At 65.4% G+C, this 16,086-nt stretch carries 15 protein-coding genes; 6 read left to right on the top strand and 9 right to left on the bottom strand.

Annotated elements, in window-relative coordinates; all coding sequences use genetic code 11:
• From N5C28_RS12445 to N5C28_RS12430, 4 genes are all read right to left on the bottom strand, one after another.
• Positions 1-1,605, bottom strand: a 1,605-nt coding sequence (locus tag N5C28_RS12445; protein WP_279822649.1) for a carboxyl transferase domain-containing protein, incomplete at its 3' end; no start/stop codon positions are given.
• A gap of 67 nt (positions 1,606-1,672) precedes the next feature.
• Positions 1,673-2,836 (bottom strand): isovaleryl-CoA dehydrogenase, encoded by a 1,164-nt coding sequence (locus tag N5C28_RS12440; protein WP_279822648.1) that lies wholly within the window; start codon positions 2,834-2,836, stop codon positions 1,673-1,675.
• A gap of 54 nt (positions 2,837-2,890) precedes the next feature.
• On the bottom strand, positions 2,891-3,283 hold the full coding sequence (locus N5C28_RS12435; protein WP_279822647.1) for a MerR family DNA-binding transcriptional regulator: 393 nt from the start codon (positions 3,281-3,283) through the stop codon (positions 2,891-2,893).
• A 67-nt stretch (positions 3,284-3,350) separates the two neighbouring features.
• The gene (locus N5C28_RS12430) at positions 3,351-4,004 is read right to left on the bottom strand and encodes a glutathione S-transferase family protein (protein WP_279822646.1); all 654 of its coding nucleotides are present in this window, start codon (positions 4,002-4,004) and stop codon (positions 3,351-3,353) included.
• 212 nt (positions 4,005-4,216) lie between these two features.
• On the opposite strand from N5C28_RS12430, the gene N5C28_RS12425 reads away from it, so the two are divergent.
• The 4 genes from N5C28_RS12425 (at position 4,217) to N5C28_RS12410 (ending at position 8,885) form a co-directional block, all read left to right on the top strand.
• Positions 4,217-5,350 carry a gluconokinase, GntK/IdnK-type gene (locus N5C28_RS12425; RefSeq protein ID WP_279822645.1) on the top strand — a complete coding sequence of 378 codons (1,134 nt, stop codon included), beginning with the start codon at positions 4,217-4,219 and terminating at the stop codon, positions 5,348-5,350.
• Between the two features lie 51 nt (positions 5,351-5,401).
• Entirely contained in the window at positions 5,402-6,679 is a 1,278-nt protein-coding gene (locus N5C28_RS12420; RefSeq protein WP_279822644.1) for a TRAP transporter large permease subunit, read from the top strand.
• 54 nt (positions 6,680-6,733) lie between these two features.
• Positions 6,734-7,747, top strand: a complete 1,014-nt coding sequence (locus N5C28_RS12415; RefSeq protein WP_279822643.1) for a TRAP transporter substrate-binding protein — start codon at positions 6,734-6,736, stop codon at positions 7,745-7,747.
• 118 nt (positions 7,748-7,865) lie between these two features.
• Complete coding sequence (locus N5C28_RS12410; RefSeq protein WP_279822642.1) at positions 7,866-8,885, top strand: LacI family DNA-binding transcriptional regulator; 1,020 nt, start codon at positions 7,866-7,868, stop codon at positions 8,883-8,885.
• A 30-nt stretch (positions 8,886-8,915) separates the two neighbouring features.
• Here N5C28_RS12410 and N5C28_RS12405 read toward each other — a convergent pair whose 3' ends face one another.
• Positions 8,916-9,848 carry a LysR family transcriptional regulator gene (locus N5C28_RS12405; protein WP_279822641.1) on the bottom strand — a complete coding sequence of 311 codons (933 nt, stop codon included), beginning with the start codon at positions 9,846-9,848 and terminating at the stop codon, positions 8,916-8,918.
• Positions 9,849-9,996: 148 nt separating this feature from the next.
• Here N5C28_RS12405 and N5C28_RS12400 point away from each other — a divergent pair, with 148 nt between their 5' ends.
• On the top strand, positions 9,997-11,226 hold the full coding sequence (locus N5C28_RS12400; RefSeq protein ID WP_279822639.1) for an acyl-CoA dehydrogenase: 1,230 nt from the start codon (positions 9,997-9,999) through the stop codon (positions 11,224-11,226).
• 54 nt (positions 11,227-11,280) lie between these two features.
• Here the strand turns inward: N5C28_RS12400 and N5C28_RS12395 are convergent, their stop codons facing one another.
• The 4 genes from N5C28_RS12395 to xthA all read right to left on the bottom strand — a co-directional run bounded on the left by N5C28_RS12395 (position 11,281) and on the right by xthA (position 15,270).
• Positions 11,281-11,475, bottom strand: a complete 195-nt coding sequence (locus N5C28_RS12395) for a hypothetical protein (protein ID WP_279822637.1) — start codon at positions 11,473-11,475, stop codon at positions 11,281-11,283.
• A complete protein-coding gene (locus N5C28_RS12390; protein WP_279822636.1) occupies positions 11,456-12,469 on the bottom strand; it encodes a TerC family protein in 1,014 nt (337 codons plus the stop codon). Before N5C28_RS12390 ends, N5C28_RS12395 begins: the two co-directional genes overlap by 20 nt.
• A gap of 458 nt (positions 12,470-12,927) precedes the next feature.
• A complete protein-coding gene (locus N5C28_RS12385; RefSeq protein WP_279822635.1) occupies positions 12,928-14,313 on the bottom strand; it encodes a phosphate ABC transporter substrate-binding/OmpA family protein in 1,386 nt (461 codons plus the stop codon).
• Positions 14,314-14,457: 144 nt separating this feature from the next.
• Complete coding sequence (xthA, locus tag N5C28_RS12380) at positions 14,458-15,270, bottom strand: exodeoxyribonuclease III (protein ID WP_279822634.1); 813 nt, start codon at positions 15,268-15,270, stop codon at positions 14,458-14,460.
• A gap of 144 nt (positions 15,271-15,414) precedes the next feature.
• Here xthA and N5C28_RS12375 point away from each other — a divergent pair, with 144 nt between their 5' ends.
• Positions 15,415-16,056: a GNAT family N-acetyltransferase gene (locus N5C28_RS12375; RefSeq protein WP_279822632.1), complete on the top strand. Its 642-nt coding sequence runs from the start codon at positions 15,415-15,417 to the stop codon at positions 16,054-16,056.
• Positions 16,057-16,086: the final 30 nt, after the last annotated feature.

Here is a 16,086-nt window from a genome sequence, read left to right as displayed (position 1 = left end):
CATGCGGAATACGCCGAAGCGGCTCGGCTCGATCGGGGCGTTGAGGCTGGCCGACAGTGCCAGGCCCAGCACATCGCGGGTCTGGGCGGGGTCGATGACGCCGTCGTCCCACAAGCGGGCGCTGGAGTAGAAGGCGTGGGCCTGCTGCTCGTACTGGGCGACGATGGGCTGCTTGATGCGCGCTTCTTCCTCGTCGCTGAACGGGTGGCCGGCGCGGCTCGCCTGCTCGCGCTTGACCTGCACCAGCACTCCGGCGGCCTGCTCGGCCCCCATCACGCCGATCCGCGCGTTGGGCCACATCCACAAAAAGCGCGGGTCGTAGGCGCGGCCGCACATGCCGTAGTTACCGGCACCGAAGCTGCCGCCGATGATCACCGTGAATTTCGGCACCCTGGCGCAGGCCACGGCGTTGACCAGCTTGGCGCCGTGCTTGGCGATGCCGCCGGCCTCGTACTTCTGGCCCACCATGAAGCCGGTGATGTTCTGCAGGAACAGCAGGGGAATGCCGCGCTGGCAGGCCAGCTCGATGAAGTGCGCGCCTTTCTGCGCCGACTCGGCGAACAGGATGCCGTTGTTGGCCAGGATTGCGATGGGGTAACCGTGCAGGTGGGCGAAGCCGCACACCAGGGTGGTGCCGAACAGCGCCTTGAATTCATCGAACACCGAGCCGTCGACCAGGCGCGCGATCACTTCGCGCACGTCGAAGGGCTGCTTGGCGTCCGCCGGGATCACCCCGTACAGCTCGTCGCTGGCGTACAGCGGGGCGATCGGCTGGCGCGCATCGAGCGCGCCGAGCTTGCGCCAGTTGAGGTGGGCGACGCTACGCCGGGCCAGGGCCAGGGCATGCTCGTCGTCCTCGGCATAATGGTCGGCCACGCCGCTGGTCTTGCAGTGCACGTCGGCACCGCCAAGCGCCTCGGCGCTGACCACTTCACCGGTGGCGGCCTTCACCAAAGGGGGGCCGGCGAGGAAGATGGTGGCCTGCTCGCGGACCATGATCGCTTCGTCAGCCATGGCCGGCACGTAGGCGCCACCTGCGGTGCAGGAGCCCATGACCACGGCGATCTGCGGGATGCCCATGGCGCTCATGTTGGCCTGGTTGAAGAAGATCCGCCCGAAGTGTTCGCGGTCCGGGAACACCTCTTCCTGGCGCGGCAGGTTGGCGCCGCCGGAGTCCACCAGGTAGATGCACGGCAGGCGGTTCTGCTGGGCGATGGTCTGGGCGCGCAGGTGCTTTTTCACCGTCAGTGGGTAGTAGCTGCCGCCTTTCACCGTGGCGTCGTTGGCCACGATCATGCATTCGATGCCTTCGACCCGGCCGATGCCGGCCACCACGCCGGCGGCGGGCACGTCTTCGCCATAGACCTCGTAGGCGGCCAGTTGGCCGATCTCGAGGAACGGCGAGCCGGGGTCGAGCAGGCGGTTGATGCGCTCGCGGGGCAGCAGCTTGCCGCGCGAGGTGTGGCGTTCCTGGGCCTTGGCACCGCCGCCTTCGTGGATCTGGGCGAGCAGGGTGCGCAGGTCGTTGACCTGGGTGAGCATCGCCTCGCGGTTGGCGGCGAACTCTGGCGAGCGCGGGTTGAGCTGGGTGTGCAGGATGGCCATCGTCAGGCTCCGGTTGGGTCCGTCGGGTGGAGGGCGTTCCAGTCATCCACCCGACGTTGGCAAGCGCTTACTTGGTTTCGTTGAACAGCTCGCGGCCGATCAGCATGCGGCGGATTTCGCTGGTGCCGGCGCCGATCTCGTAGAGCTTGGCGTCGCGCAGCAGGCGGCCGGTGGGGAATTCGTTGATGTAGCCGTTGCCGCCAAGGATCTGGATCGCGTCCAGGGCCAGTTGCGTGGCGCGCTCGGCGGTGTAGAGGATTACCCCGGCGGCGTCCTTGCGCGTGGTCTCGCCACGGTCGCAGGCCTGGGCCACGGCGTACAGGTAGGCGCGGCTGGCGTTGAGCTGGGTGTACATGTCGGCGACCTTGCCCTGGATCAGCTGGAATTCGCCGATGCTCTGGCCAAACTGCTTGCGGTCGTGGATGTAGGGCACGATCACGTCCATGGCCGCCTGCATGATCCCCACCGGGCCACCGGAGAGCACCACGCGCTCGTAGTCCAGGCCGCTCATCAGCACGCGCACGCCGCCGTTGAGCTGGCCGAGCACGTTTTCTTCCGGCACTTCGACGTCATCGAAGAACAGCTCGCAGGTGTTGGAGCCGCGCATGCCCAGCTTGTCGAACTTGTTGCCACGGCTGAAGCCCTTCCAGTCGCGCTCGACGATGAAGGCGCTGATGCCGTGGGGGCCCTTGTCCAGGTCGGTCTTGGCGTAGATCACGTAGGTGTTGGCGTCCGGGCCGTTGGTGATCCAGGTCTTGCTGCCGTTGAGCACATAGCGGTCGCCGCGCTTGTCGGCGCGCAGTTTCATCGACACCACGTCGGAGCCGGCGTTGGGCTCGCTCATGGCCAGGGCGCCCACGTGCTCGCCGCTGATCAGCTTGGGCAGGTAGCGGGCTTTCTGCTCGGCCGAGCCGTTGCGCTTGATCTGGTTGACGCAGAGGTTGGAGTGGGCGCCGTAGGAGAGGGCGACCGAGGCCGAGCCGCGGCTGATTTCTTCCATGGCGATGACGTGGGCCAGGTAGCCCAGGCCCGCGCCGCCGTATTCCTCTTCGACGGTGATGCCGAGCAGGCCCATGTCGCCGAATTTCTTCCACATGTCCATCGGGAACTGGTTGCTGGCGTCGATCTCGGCGGCGCGCGGCGCCAGTTCGCTGGCGACGAACGCCTGCACCTGCTCGCGCAGCATGTCGAGGGTTTCGCCGAGCGCGAAGTTGAGGGAGGGGTAGCTCATGGTTTCACCTGTTGGAATTGTTCGAGTGGGAAAACGGGGGCTGCGCGGCCAGGCCTAGGAGGGCGTGGCGGGCTGTTTGTCGAGTTCGGCCATGGCGCTCAGGCAGCGCTCTTCGGCGGTGTCCAGTTCCAGCTGCATCTGCTGGATGTCGAGCAGTTGCTGTTCGAGCTGGCCGCGCCGCTCGGCGATCTTGGCCATGAAGGTGTCCAGCTGCTTGCGGTTGCCGGCGGGGTCGTAGAGGCCGATCAGTTCCTTGCATTCGGCCAGGGAGAAACCGATGCGCTTGCCGCGCAGGATCAGCTTGAGGGTGACCTTGTCCTTGGCGCTGTAGATGCGCTCCTGGCCCCGGCGCTCGGGGCTGAGCATGGCCTGCTCCTCGTAGAAGCGAATGGCCCGGGTGGTGATGTCCAGTTCGCGGGCCAATTCGGAGATGGAGTAGGTGGTCATGGGGCGGCTCTCGTTTACCTTTACGTTAACGTAAGTCTGCCGTTCGATGAAGTCAATCGGCGGCTGTTCAGTCCCGATCCGGTGCCCCCAGCGGGAACAGGTGGCGATAAGGGCGCGCTTCGTCCACCGCGCGGGCGAAGGACTGGCGGTCCAGCAGGCGGCTGCGGTAGGCGCGCACCTGCCCGAAGCGTTCATCGATCGGGTGCACCCAATCGGCATAGAACAGCGCGGGCGCCGCGGCGCAGTCGGCCATGCTGAAGGTATCGCCCGCTGCCCATTGGCGTCCGGCCAGCGTCTGATCGAGCCAGCGGTACGCGGTTTCGAATTGCGCGTGGGCGTTCTCGACGCCGTACGGGTCACGGTGTTCGGCCGGGCGCAGGCTGTCGAAAACGACCGTCAACAGTGGTCCGGCAATGTAATTGTCGAAGAAGCGGTCGAGAAAGCGCACCTCCAGCGCCGCGTCTGGCGCGCTTGGAATCAGGCGCACCGGGCCGGGATGCTGCTGGTCCAGGTACTCGATGATGATGCTGGATTCGGCGATCACCCGGTCGCCATCCTGCAACACCGGAAAGCGTTTCAGCGGCCAGAGGGCGGCGTGTTCGGCCACCACTTCCGGGGCAGCGTCCTCGATCAGGCGCCAGTCGAAGGGCGTGTCGTTTTCGTACAGCGCGATCAGCACTTTCTGGCAGTAAGAGGAGAAAGGGTGGGCATAGAGGTTCATGGGCGGGCCTGCTCCGTGGTGGGTTGTGAAGGGGTGTCAGTGAGTAGTCGTGCGGCGCGGGCCTGGATCGACACACCGGCAAGCGTTCGCCTATAGCCAATAGTCGTAGACGAAACGGTTTGTGCACGGGGAGGGTTGTCGGACGAGTTGGATAGCGCTAACATCCGGCTCAAACAATGAGCGGCCCACACGAATGGCGCCCAGGAGATAGCATGCAGACCTCATCTGCTCCCTCTGTTGCACCGGCACGTCGCACCCTGGTGGTCATGGGGGTCAGCGGCTCCGGCAAGAGCAATATCAGTCTGGCCGTTGCCAGCCACCTAGGCTGGCGCTACATCGAGGCCGATCACTTCCATCCCGAAGCCAATGTCGAACGCATGCGTGCGGGCATCCCGCTGAGCGACGACGATCGCATCCAGTGGCTGGATTCGCTGATCGACGAAATGCGCTGCGTCCAGGTGGAAGGTCAAGGCTTCGTCCTGGCCTGTTCGGCACTCAAGCAGGCCTACCGTGATCGCCTGCGTGCGGCGGTCCCGGGCCTGCAGTTCGTTCACCTCGATGTCGACCATGCCACCGCCCTGCAGCGGGTGGGCGAGCGTCCCGGGCATTTCATGCCGACTTCCCTGGTGGCCAGCCAGTTCGAGACCCTGCAACGCCCGGAAGGCGAGCCCCATACGCTGATCGTCGACGCCTCGCGTTCCCGCGAAGAGGTGGTGGCCACGGTGGACCAGTGGCTGCGCCGTGACGGCGCGGAGGCGGAGATGGCCGAACGGACGGCGTTTTCTTCGACTGCCTTTGATAGCGCTAACCATGCCCCGACGCTGACGGCCGAGCCGATTTATGGCGGGCGCGTAGCCCAATGGTTCGACCGCGTGACCGACGTGATGATGGCCATGTTGATGGCGTTCATGGTGGTCGCGGTGTTCTGCAACGTGGTGGCGCGCTACGCCTTCGGTACCGGCATGGCCGGGGTCGAGGAACTGTCGCGCCTGGCCTTCGTCTGGTTGGTGTTCGTCGGCGTGGCCTCGAGCATGCGTCGCGGCGAACTGATGCGATTTTCCATGATTCGCGACCGCTTGCGGCCCTTCGTACAGCGCCTGGCGGATTCCATCAGCTGGCTACTGGTGGCCGGTGCCAGCCTGCTCTCGGCCTGGGGCGCCTGGCATCAGGTGGAGTTCGGCTGGGGCAACGTCAGTACCGTGGTCGGTTACCCGGTGGTGCTGGCGATGGTGCCGATCCTGGCCTGCATGATCGCCCTGGTGGTCCTGGCCCTGGTGCAACTGGTGATGCTCTGGAGACGTCCGTCGCTCAGCGCTGCCGCCCACGCGAACGTAACGGCCGACTGAGCCGGTTTACACCCATAACAACACCGGGCAATGCCCACCGAGGACCTGCAGATGACTGTCGCTGTCTTCCTTTCTTCCCTGTTGGGGTTCATGGCGTTCGGCATGCCCATCGCCTTCGCCCTGATTCTCACCGGCGCCGTGCTGATGTGGTACCTGGAGTTCTGGGACGTGCAGCTGCTGGCGCAGAACCTGCTGGCGGGTGCCGACAGTTTCCCGCTGCTGGCCGTGCCGTTCTTCATCCTGGCCGGTGAGCTGATGAACGCCGGCGGTATTTCGCGGCGCATCATCGCCATGGCCCAGGCCTATTTCGGCCACCTGCGTGGTGGTCTGGGTTACGTGGCGATCGCTGCAGCGGTGCTGCTGGCGAGCATGTCCGGTTCGGCCCTGGCGGACACCGCGGCCCTGGCCACCCTGCTGCTGCCGATGATGCGCCAGCGCGGTTACCCACTGCATTCCTCCGCCGGCCTGGTGGCGGCGGGCGGTATCATCGCGCCGATCATCCCGCCGTCCATGCCGTTCGTGATCTATGGCGTGGTGACCAACACCTCGATCAGCCAACTGTTCATGGCCGGCCTGGTGCCGGGGCTGATCATGGGCGTCGGCCTGGTGGTGGCCTGGACGCTGATCGCCCGGGATTTCAACGAGCCGCCGATGCCCAAGGCCACCAAGGCCGAACGGCGCAAGGCGCTGGTGGATGGCGTGGCAGCGCTGATGCTGCCGGTGATCATCGTGGGTGGCCTGCGCTTCGGGCTGTTCACCCCGACCGAAGCGGCTGTGGTGGCGGCAGTGTATGCCCTGGGCGTGTCCACCTTGCTCTACCGCGAACTGAGCTGGGCCGCCTTCAACGAGACCCTGACCCGCGCCAGCCGCACCACCGCTTCGGTGATGTTCCTTTGCGCCGCGGCGACCGTCTCGGCCTACATGGTGACCCTGGCCCAGCTGCCCGGCGAGATCGCCGCGATGCTCGGCCCGCTGGTCGAACACCCGAAACTGCTGGTGGCCGCCATCGTGCTGCTGATGCTGGCGGTGGGCATGGTACTGGACCTGACCCCGACCATCCTGATCCTCGGCCCGGTGCTGGCGCCGATCGCGGCGGGTGCCGGCGTCGATCCGGTGTACTTCGGCGTGATGTTCGTCCTCATCGGTTCGATCAGCCTGATCACGCCGCCGGTGGGCACGGTGCTCAACGTGGTGGGCGGCATCGGCCGCCTGCAGATGGAAGTGCTGGTGCGCGGTGTGATGCCGTTCTTCCTGATCTACATGGTGATCGTGGCGCTGCTGATCGTCTTCCCGTCGATCGTCACGGTCCCGTTGGCCTGGCTGCGCTGACGCGGCCCGATTCACCCTTGTCGTACTTCTCACAACAATAAAAGGTACTCACTGATGAAACGTCCCCTGATCGCTGTCCTCACCGCCGCGATGCTCTGCGGCCCGCTGGCCTCCCTGACCGCCCATGCCGACGACGTCCGCTCGCGGATGATACGCTTCGGCTACGGGCTCAACGAAAACAGCAACCAGGGGCGGGCGGCCAAGCTGTTCGCCGACGAGGTGGCCAAGGCCTCCGACGGCAAGCTGAAAATGCGTACCTTCGGCGCTGCCAGCCTGGGCTCGGATGACCAGATGCAGAACGCCCTGATCGGCGGCGCCCAGGAGATGATGGTCGGTTCCACCGCGACCCTGGTGGGCATCACCAAGGAAATGGCGGTGTGGGACACACCGTTCCTGTTCGCCAACGAAAAACAGGCCGATGCGGTTCTCGACGGTCCTGTCGGCCGCCAGGTGATGGACAAGCTGGAAGAGAAGGGCCTGGTGGGCCTGGTCTACTGGGAAAACGGCTTCCGCAACATGACCAACAACGTGCGTCCGATCAACACCCTGGAAGACTTCCAGGGCATCAAGCTGCGCGTGATGCCCAACCCAGTGTTCCTCGAAACCTTCAAGCTGATGGGCGCCAACGCGCTGCCGCTGCCATTCTCGGAGCTGTTCACCGCCCTGGAAACCAAGGCCGTGGACGGTCAGGAAAACCCGTTCAACACCATCCTCTCCTCGAAATTCTACGAGGTGCAGAAGTACCTGACCGTGACCAACCACGTCTACAGCCCGTGGATCGTCACTGCGTCCAAGCGCTGGTGGGACGGCCTGTCCAAGACCGAGCAGGGCATCATCCTCGAGGCAGCGAAGAAGGCCCGCGACTTCGAGCGTGAGGACACCCGCGCCGAAGCGACCAAGGCCCTGGCCCAGCTCAAGGAGCAGGGCATGGAAATCAACGAAATCAGCCCTGAGCAAGTGCAGCGCATGCGCGAACAGGCCAAGCCGGCGATCCAGAAAGTGATCGACACCGTCGGCGAGCCGCTGTTCGAACAGGTGCAGGCCGAGCTGTCGAAAACGGGCAACTGACCGGTTTAGCGGGGCACGCCATAGTCGTCACTCCTTGCATGGTGGTGGCGGCACAGGGCGGCGTGCCCCGCGCTTTTTTCACCTGTAGAATCGCCGACCGTCACCCCATGGAACGATCATGAGCCAACGTCGCCGCCGCACCGCCGAACGCGTCACCCTGTCCGATGTGGCCAAGGCGGTGGGCTGTTCGCTGATGTCCGCCTCGCGCGCGCTGTCGCAGCCCGAGCGGGTGTCCGATGCGTTGCGTGCCCAGGTGATGGAGGCGGCCAAGGCCCTGGGCTACGTGCCGCACCCGGCGGCGCGGGCACTGGCCAGTTCCAAGTCGAACCTGGTGGCGGTGCTGATTCCCTCGTTGTCCAACTCGGTGTTCGTCGACACGGTCGAAGCCATCCAGCGGGTGCTGATGCCGGCGGGCTTCGAGATGATGATCGGCGTCAGCCACTACCGGCCCGAGGAGGACGAGCGCCTGCTGCGGTCCTACCTTGCGCACCAGCCGGCGGGATTGTTGCTGACAGGGTTCGAGCGCAGCGACGCGGCGCGGGAAATCCTCGGCAGTTGCCGCGGCCCGATCGTCACCATGATGGAGCTGAGCGACGCCGAGGACGAATACTGCGTCGGTTTTTCCCAGCAGGACGCGGGGGCGGCCATGACCCGCGCGCTGATCGAACGGGGCTACCGACACATCGCCTTTGCCGCGGCGCAACTCGACCCGCGCACCTTGCAGCGGGCCGAAGGGTATCGCCAGGCGATGGCGGAGCAGGGGCGTCACGACCCGAGCCTGGAACTGCTCACGCCGGAGCTGTCGTCCATCGGCCTGGGGGCGGCCTTGCTGGATCGGCTGTTGGCCCAGCAACCGGAAATCGACGCGGTGTTCTTCAACAACGACGACCTGGCGCTGGGGGCGCTGTTCCGGGCGCGGCAGTTGGGGTTGGAGGTGCCGGGGCGCCTGGCCATCGCCGGCTTCAACGACCTGCCGGCGGCGGCCTGGGTGCACCCGGCGCTGACCACCGTGCGCACCACCCGTGGGCAGATCGGTCAGTTGGCGGGGGAGATGCTGCTGACCCTGATGCGCGGCGAATTGCCGGCCCAGCGCTGCATCGACGTCGGCTTCGAGCTGGTGCTGCGCGACAGCGCCTGACTGGCGCTATCGAACAGCTTTTTCCTTTCCTCAGGCGGAGGCCTTCTCCGCCTTCTTTTCCTGGGCGATCACCTGCTGGGAAATCTCGATGATCTGCTCGCGCATCCAGCGGTTGGCCGGGTCCTGGTCGGTGCTTTCGTGCCAGTACAGGTGGGTTTCCAGGGTCGGCACGTCGCTCACCGGCAGCTCCACGTAGTGCAGGTCGTTGCGCCGGGCGAAGCGCTCCGGCACGGTCATGGCCATGTCGGTGTTCTGCAGCACGTTGGAGGCCATCAGGTAGTGCTGCGAGCGCAGGGAAATCTTGCGCTGGATGCCCATCTTGCCCAGCGCCAGGTCGATGTAGCCCAGGCCGCTGCGGCGGCTGGAGATGTGGATGTGGGTCAGCGACAGGTACTCGTCCAGGCTGATCTTGTCCTTGGCCAGCGGGTGGGCGCGGCGCATGGCGCAGACGTAGCGGTCGTCCATCAGCTTGACGTGGCGCACCTGCGGGTCGGTGTTGAGGGGCACGTCCACGGCGAAGTCCAGGCGACCGGCGGCCAGTTCCTTGGTGGTCTCGCGGCGGCGCGCCAGCATGCTCTCGATGGTCACTTGCGGTGCCAGGCGGCGCAGGCGCTGGAACAGCGGCGGCAGGATCACCGCCTCGATCAGGTCGGTCATGCTGATGCGGTAGGTCTTGTTCGCCTGGGCAGGGGTGAAGATGCGGCTTTCCTGCACGGAAATGCGCAGCTGCTGCAGGGCGTTGCGCACCGGGCCGATGATGTTCTGCGCCATCGGCGTGGGCACCATGCCCTGGGCGGTGCGCACGAACAGCGGGTCGTTGAAGGTCTCGCGCAGGCGGGCGAGGGCGTTGGACACGGCCGGCTGGGTGATGCCGACGATCTGCCCGGCCCGGGTCAGGTTGGCCTCGGTGTAGATGGCGTCGAAGACGATAAAGAGGTTCAGGTCGACCTTGTTCAGATTCATGCCACGCGCACTCCGAGAGTTGTTCTTATGGGTGAATCATATATCGGTGATGAATGTTAATACACGGCGAAAATAGGTTAGATAAATCCGGAGCCCTGTTCTAGCATCATTTTCACTCACCAAAACACCCGTCAGAAGGTAGCTCTCCATGGATTTTGCGTACTCCCCGAAGGTTCAGGAACTGCGTGAACGCGTCACCGCGTTCATGGAGAACCATGTCTACCCGGCCGAGGCCGTGTTCGAACAGCAGGTCAACGAGGGCGACCGCTGGCAGCCCACCGCGATCATGGAAGAGCTGAAAACCAAGGCCAAGGCCGAAGGCCTGTGGAACCTGTTCCTGCCCGAGTCCGAACTGGGGGCCGGCCTGACCAACACCGAGTATGCGCCGCTGGCGGAAATCATGGGCAGCTCGCTGATCGGCGCCGAGCCGTTCAACTGCGCCGCGCCGGACACCGGCAACATGGAAGTGCTGGTGCGCTACGCCAACGACGCGCAGAAGGAACAGTGGCTCAAGCCGCTGCTCAGTGGCGAGATCCGCTCGGCCTTCGCCATGACCGAGCCGGGCGTGGCCTCCTCGGACGCCACCAACATGCAGGCCCGTGCCGAGCGCGTGGGTGACGAGTGGGTGATCAACGGCCGCAAGTGGTGGACCTCCGGTGCCTGCGATCCGCGCTGCAAGATCATGATCTTCATGGGCCTGACCAACCCGGACGGCCCGCGCCACCAGCAGCATTCGATGATTCTGGTGCCGATGGATACCCCCGGCGTGAAGGTGCTGCGCCCGCTGCCGGTGTTCGGCTATGACGACGCGCCCCATGGCCATGCCGAAGTGCTGTTCGAGAACGTGCGCGTGCCGTACGAGAACGTGCTGCTGGGCGAGGGCCGCGGCTTCGAGATCGCCCAGGGTCGCCTCGGCCCGGGCCGTATCCACCACTGCATGCGTTCCATCGGCATGGCCGAGCGTGCACTGAAACTGATGTGCGAGCGTTCGATCAACCGCACCGCGTTCGGCAAGCCGCTGGCACGCCTGGGTGGCAACATCGACCACATCGCCGACTCGCGCATGGAAATCAACATGGCGCGCCTGCTGACCCTGAACGCGGCGTACATGATGGACACCGTGGGCAACAAGATCGCCGCCAGCGAAATCGCCCAGATCAAGGTGGTGGCGCCCAACGTCGCGCTCAAGGTGATCGACCGGGCGATCCAGATCCACGGCGGCGCCGGGGTCTCCAACGACTTCCCGCTGGCCTACTGGTACGCCATGCAGCGCACCCTGCGCCTGGCCGATGGCCCGGACGAAGTGCACCGCGCGGCGATCGGCAAGTTCGAGATCGGCAAGTACGTGTCGAAGGAGATGATGCGCGCCAGCCGCTGAGGCCCGCCTGCTGAAAAAGAAACCCGCTCATGGCGGGTTTTCTTTTGCCTGGGATCAGGCGCCGGGCGGCTGCTGTTCGTCATCGTCGGCCTGGTCCAGGAACCAGTTCAGGCGCATGTGCAGCTGCGCGGCGAAGGCGCGGGCCGCCTGTTCATCGTGGAAAATCACCGCACGGCGGCCCATGTGCACTTTCCAGGCGGGGCGGCCGTGCTGGTCAATCAGTTCGATTTCAATGGTCGGGTCGGTCAACGGGCGCCTGGGTCTCAGCGGGCTGGTCTCGGGTTTTCAGCAGCGACAGCAGGACACCGCCTGCCAGCAGACCGAAGGTTACGCCAAGTGACAGCACCGCTGGAATCTTGCCGATGAAACCGTGCAGGAAAATCTTGCCGCCGATGAAGATCAGCACCAGCGCCAGGGCGTACTTCAGGTACACGAAGCGGTGCATCAGCGCCGCCAGGGCGAAGTACAGCGCCCGCAGGCCGAGGATCGCGAAGATGTTCGAGGTGTAGACGATGAACGGGTCCTGGGTGATGGCGAACACCGCCGGCACGCTGTCCACGGCGAACACCAGGTCGGCCAGCTCGATCAGCACCAGCGCCAGCAACAGCGGGGTGGCGTAGAGCAGCACCTTGCCGGTGGCCGGGTCGGGCAGGCGCACCAGGAAGTGGCCGCCGTGCAGGTTGTCGGTGACGCGGATGTGCCGGCGCAGGAATTTCAGCATCGGGTTCTGCGACAGGTCCGGGTGCTGTTCTTCCTTGGAGAACAGCATCTTCACCCCGGTCAGCAGCAGGAAGGCGCCGAACACGTAGAGAATCCACTCGAACTCCTGCACCAGGGCCGTGCCCAGGCCGATCATGATCGCACGCAGCACGATCACCCCGAGAATCCCCCAGAACAGCACGCGGTGCTGGTATTTGCGCGGGATGCCGAAGAACCCGAGGATCATCGCCATCACGAACACGTTGTCCATCGACAGCGATTGTTCGACCAGAAAGCCCGTGTAGAACTCCAGCGCCTTGGTCGCGCCCAGCTGCCACCAGACCCAGCCGCCGAAGGCCACGCCGACGCTGAAGTAGCCGCTGTAGAGCAGCAGGCTCTCGCGCATCTCGATTTCGTGCTGGTCGCGGTGCAACACGCCCAGGTCGAAGATCAGCAGGGCGAGGACGATGGTGATGAAGGCCAGCCAGAACCAGCTGGGGGTGCCGAGAAAGGGGGTGGTTAAAAAGGCATGCAGAGCCGTCATGGGACCTCCCTGTTGTCTGCCTAAGTTGAACATCAACTTAGTGACTCCGACATCACGGTGAGGAACTCACCGCCAGAGGGGCCCGGCGTCACGTACCGTTAAAGGTAGAAGTCGAAGGGCTGGGTTGCAAGCGGTGCAATCGCTGGCACGGACCGCTCTACCGTAGGGTGGGTTAGCCACGCCGGCCGCTGATCGCTCCGTGGCCGCGATCACCGCGCGTGGCGTAACCCACCAAGGCGTCTCATCGAATGACAAGGTTGAATCGCAATCCGTAGGGTGGAAAACCGCAACGCGTTTTCCACCGCCGTAACGGCCCGGTGGATGAAAAAAGCGTCATCCACCCTACGGGAGACAGCAATCCGTAGGGTGGGTTAGCCACGCCAACCGCTGATCGTTCAGCGGCCGCGGTCACCGCGCGTGGCGTAACCCACCAAAAGGCCTTGAGTCGGGTACGAACCTCAATACACCCACACTTCCACGCGGCGGTTCTTGATGCGCCCGTCATCGCCATCATTGGCCGCCACCGGCAGTTCGTCACCGAAACCGACGACCTCGCGCAGCAACACACCTTGCTTGGCCAGCTCGCGGCGCACGGCCATGGCCCGCAGCTTGGACAGCAGCTCGGCGCGGCCGGGGTCGCCTTTCGGGTCGCCGAAGCCCACCAGCACCACCTTGTTCTGCAGCTTGTCCTGGCTCTGCAGGTAGCTCATGACCCGCTCCAGGTCGCGCTGGGCCTTGTTGTCGAGGCTGGCGCTGCCTTCCTGGAAGCGGAAGTTGACGGTCAGGCGCTGGGCTTCGTTGGCCAGTTTCAGGTAGGCCGGCGGCATGGCGTTGTTCGGTGCGACGTTCACCGCCTGCACGGTCTGGGCGATGAAGCCGTTCTGGCCGACGATGGCCTGGCCGCGCGGGCTGTGGGTGAAGCGCACCAGCTCCCGGGCCCAGGCGTTGCTGCTCTGCGGCTGGATGTAGATGAACAGGCGGCGCGACAGCGGGTAGTCCTCGGTGGCCACCAGGGTCGGCAGCGGCGCCATGGCCAGGGAATCGCCGGCCGCGATCGACACCGCCTTGGCCTGGCGGATGTACGGCAGGCCGATGAAGCCGATGCCTTGCGGGTCCTGGCTGACGCCGTCGGACAGCTTCTCGCTGGATTCGAAGCGCTGGGCCGAAGGCGCCAGGGCCTTGCCGTGGGCGCTCAGCACCAGCTCCTTGAAGGTGTCGTAGGTGCCGGAATTGTCATCCCGGGCGTAGAGGCGGATGCGCCCGCTGTTACCGCCGAGCTGGCTCCAGTCGGTTACTTCGCCGGAGAAGATCTGCGCCAGCTGGTCGATGCGCAGCGCGACGATGGGGTTGCTCGGGTGGAGGATGATGGCCAGGCCGTCGATGGCGATGATCTGCTCGCCGCCGGCGCTTTTCAGATCACCGAGGCTTGCCAGGGCCGACGCTTCGGCGTCCTTGATCGGCCGCGAGGAGGCGGCCAGGTCGGCGCTGCCGTCGCGCAGGCCGGTGAAACCGGTGCCCGAACCGTGGGCGGCGATGGTGACCACGACGCGGCGCCCGTTGCTGGCGCGGCCGCTGATCTGCTGCTCGTTCTCCACGGCGCCGGCTTCGATGCGGATGTCGCTCAGGCCCTGCTCTTCGAGCATGCCCTTGATCAGGGCCGGGCCGAGTCGCGCGCCGATGGTGTTGGAGCCCTGGATGTGCAGGACGGTGCCGCTGCTGGTGGGCGTGGGCAGGGCGTCGGCGAACACCGACCAAGGCAGGGCGTAGCAGATGAACCCGAGGATCAGGAAGGTGAGGGTACGGCTCCAGGTTTCCTGGTCATCGGCGGGCAGGGCGCGCGGCATGCGGCAAACACCTTGTATGGGTGGAGGAAAGTGCCGCGACGATAAGACAGAAAGGTGACTGGATTATGACAGGTGGGTGTTGGCGGGCTGTTCAAAGAGAGGCAGGGAAGCGGTCTGCCACGGGGCTTTCCGCTTCCCGTCGGGTCAGCTCAGCTCGAGCCAGATCGGCGCGTGGTCCGAGGGCTTTTCCATGCCGCGCAGGTCGTAGTCGATGCCGGCGTCCTTGAGGCGGGCCTGCAGCGGCTGGCTGGCGAGGATCACGTCGATGCGCAGGCCGCGCTTGGGCTCGTCCTCGAAGCCGCGGCTGCGGTAGTCGAACCAGCTGAAGCGGTCGTTCACCTCCGGGTGCAGGTGGCGGAAGCTGTCGACCAGGCCCCAGCCCTTGAGGGTGGCCAACCATTCGCGCTCTTCTGGCAGGAAGCTGCACTTGCCGGTCTTCAGCCAGCGCAGGCGGTTGGGTTCGCCGATGCCGATGTCGCAGTCTTCCGGGGAGATGTTGATGTCGCCCATCACCACCAGCGGCTGGCTGGGCTGGAAATGCGCCACCAACAGGTTCTGCAGGTCAGCGTAGAAGCGTTGCTTGGCCGGGAACTTGACGGGGTGGTCGCGGCTTTCGCCCTGGGGGAAGTAGCCGTTCATCACGGTGATCGGGTTGCCCTGGGCATCGGCGAAGGTGCCATAGATGAAGCGGCGCTGGGATTCTTCGTCATCGCCCGGGAAACCCTTGTGCAGCTCCAGCGGTGCCTGGCGCGAGAGCAGGGCGACGCCGTAGTGGCCCTTCTGGCCGTGGTACTGGACGTGGTAGCCAAGGTTACGGATTTCCGCTTCGGGGAACTGGTCGTCGGAGACCTTGGTTTCCTGAAGGCCGATCACGTCCGGCTGGTGTTTCTCGATCAGCGCCGCCAACTGGTGCGGGCGCGCCCGCAGGCCGTTGATATTGAACGAGACGATCTTCATGGCGGCAAATCCTGGTTTCAGCGGGAAAGCCTGCGATGCTAGCCGATCCGCCGGGCCGACGGCCAGCGATCTGGCAGGCCCACAAAGGCGGTGCTAGGGTGGCAACAGGCCCCTCCATTAAAAGAACAACCGAGGTCACCGCCCATGCCCCACAGAACAGCCGAAGTCCGTTTGCTCGACGGTGGTTACGCCCGCGAGGCGCGCTCGCTGCTGTACCACGCCTACCGCCACGACCCGACCTTCGCCTACCTGTTCGAGGCGGACCGCGCCGGCTACGACCAGCGGGTCCGGGCCACGGTGCGCGAGCTGGTGCAGCAGCACTTCAACGAGGACCTGCCGGCCCTTGGGCTGCTGATCGAGGATCGCCTGATCGGCATGGCCCTGATCGCGCCGCCACGGCGCCGTCTGGACATCACCGAAAGCTGGGGCTGGCGCATGCGCATGCTGCTGACCACCGGCTTCCGCTGCACCCGGCGCTACCTGGAATACCACGACGCCGTGCTGTCGTGCCTGCCGCCGGGCCAGTACCACGTGCTGCCGCTGATCGGCATCCACCCGGAATTCCAGGGGCAGAAGTTCGGCGAGCAACTGCTGGAGGCGCTGCACGACTGGTGCGCCCAGGACGACACCTCGCAAGGCATCGTCATCGACACCGGCAACCCGCATTACCTGGCCTTCTACAAGCGCCAGGGCTATGAAGACATCGGCGAGCTGGCGGTGGGGCCGATCATCGAACACGTGTTCTTTCACCCCAATCCGCAGCCGGTGGCCAAGGCCAGCGCCTGAGCCTGGCTGGAAACAACCGGTAACCGGGGC

This window comes from Pseudomonas sp. GD03944 (assembly GCF_029839275.1).
GTDB lineage: Bacteria > Pseudomonadota > Gammaproteobacteria > Pseudomonadales > Pseudomonadaceae > Aquipseudomonas.
The sequence above is the reverse complement of the archived record's forward strand: the minus strand, read 5'-3'. Positions and strand labels throughout refer to the sequence as shown.

Bases quoted from the DNA above. Each gene is read 5' to 3' on its own strand.
- N5C28_RS12440 (WP_279822648.1), bottom strand. From the start codon at position 2,836: ATGAGCTACCCCTCCCTCAACTTCGCGCTCGGCGAAACCCTCGACATG.
- N5C28_RS12435 (WP_279822647.1), bottom strand. From the start codon at position 3,283: ATGACCACCTACTCCATCTCCGAATTGGCCCGCGAACTGGACATCACC.
- N5C28_RS12430 (WP_279822646.1), bottom strand. From the start codon at position 4,004: ATGAACCTCTATGCCCACCCTTTCTCCTCTTACTGCCAGAAAGTGCTG.
- N5C28_RS12425 (WP_279822645.1), top strand. From the start codon at position 4,217: ATGCAGACCTCATCTGCTCCCTCTGTTGCACCGGCACGTCGCACCCTG.
- N5C28_RS12420 (WP_279822644.1), top strand. From the start codon at position 5,402: ATGACTGTCGCTGTCTTCCTTTCTTCCCTGTTGGGGTTCATGGCGTTC.
- N5C28_RS12415 (WP_279822643.1), top strand. From the start codon at position 6,734: ATGAAACGTCCCCTGATCGCTGTCCTCACCGCCGCGATGCTCTGCGGC.
- N5C28_RS12410 (WP_279822642.1), top strand. From the start codon at position 7,866: ATGAGCCAACGTCGCCGCCGCACCGCCGAACGCGTCACCCTGTCCGAT.
- N5C28_RS12405 (WP_279822641.1), bottom strand. From the start codon at position 9,848: ATGAATCTGAACAAGGTCGACCTGAACCTCTTTATCGTCTTCGACGCC.
- N5C28_RS12400 (WP_279822639.1), top strand. From the start codon at position 9,997: ATGGATTTTGCGTACTCCCCGAAGGTTCAGGAACTGCGTGAACGCGTC.
- N5C28_RS12390 (WP_279822636.1), bottom strand. From the start codon at position 12,469: ATGACGGCTCTGCATGCCTTTTTAACCACCCCCTTTCTCGGCACCCCC.
- N5C28_RS12385 (WP_279822635.1), bottom strand. From the start codon at position 14,313: ATGCCGCGCGCCCTGCCCGCCGATGACCAGGAAACCTGGAGCCGTACC.
- xthA (WP_279822634.1), bottom strand. From the start codon at position 15,270: ATGAAGATCGTCTCGTTCAATATCAACGGCCTGCGGGCGCGCCCGCAC.
- N5C28_RS12375 (WP_279822632.1), top strand. From the start codon at position 15,415: ATGCCCCACAGAACAGCCGAAGTCCGTTTGCTCGACGGTGGTTACGCC.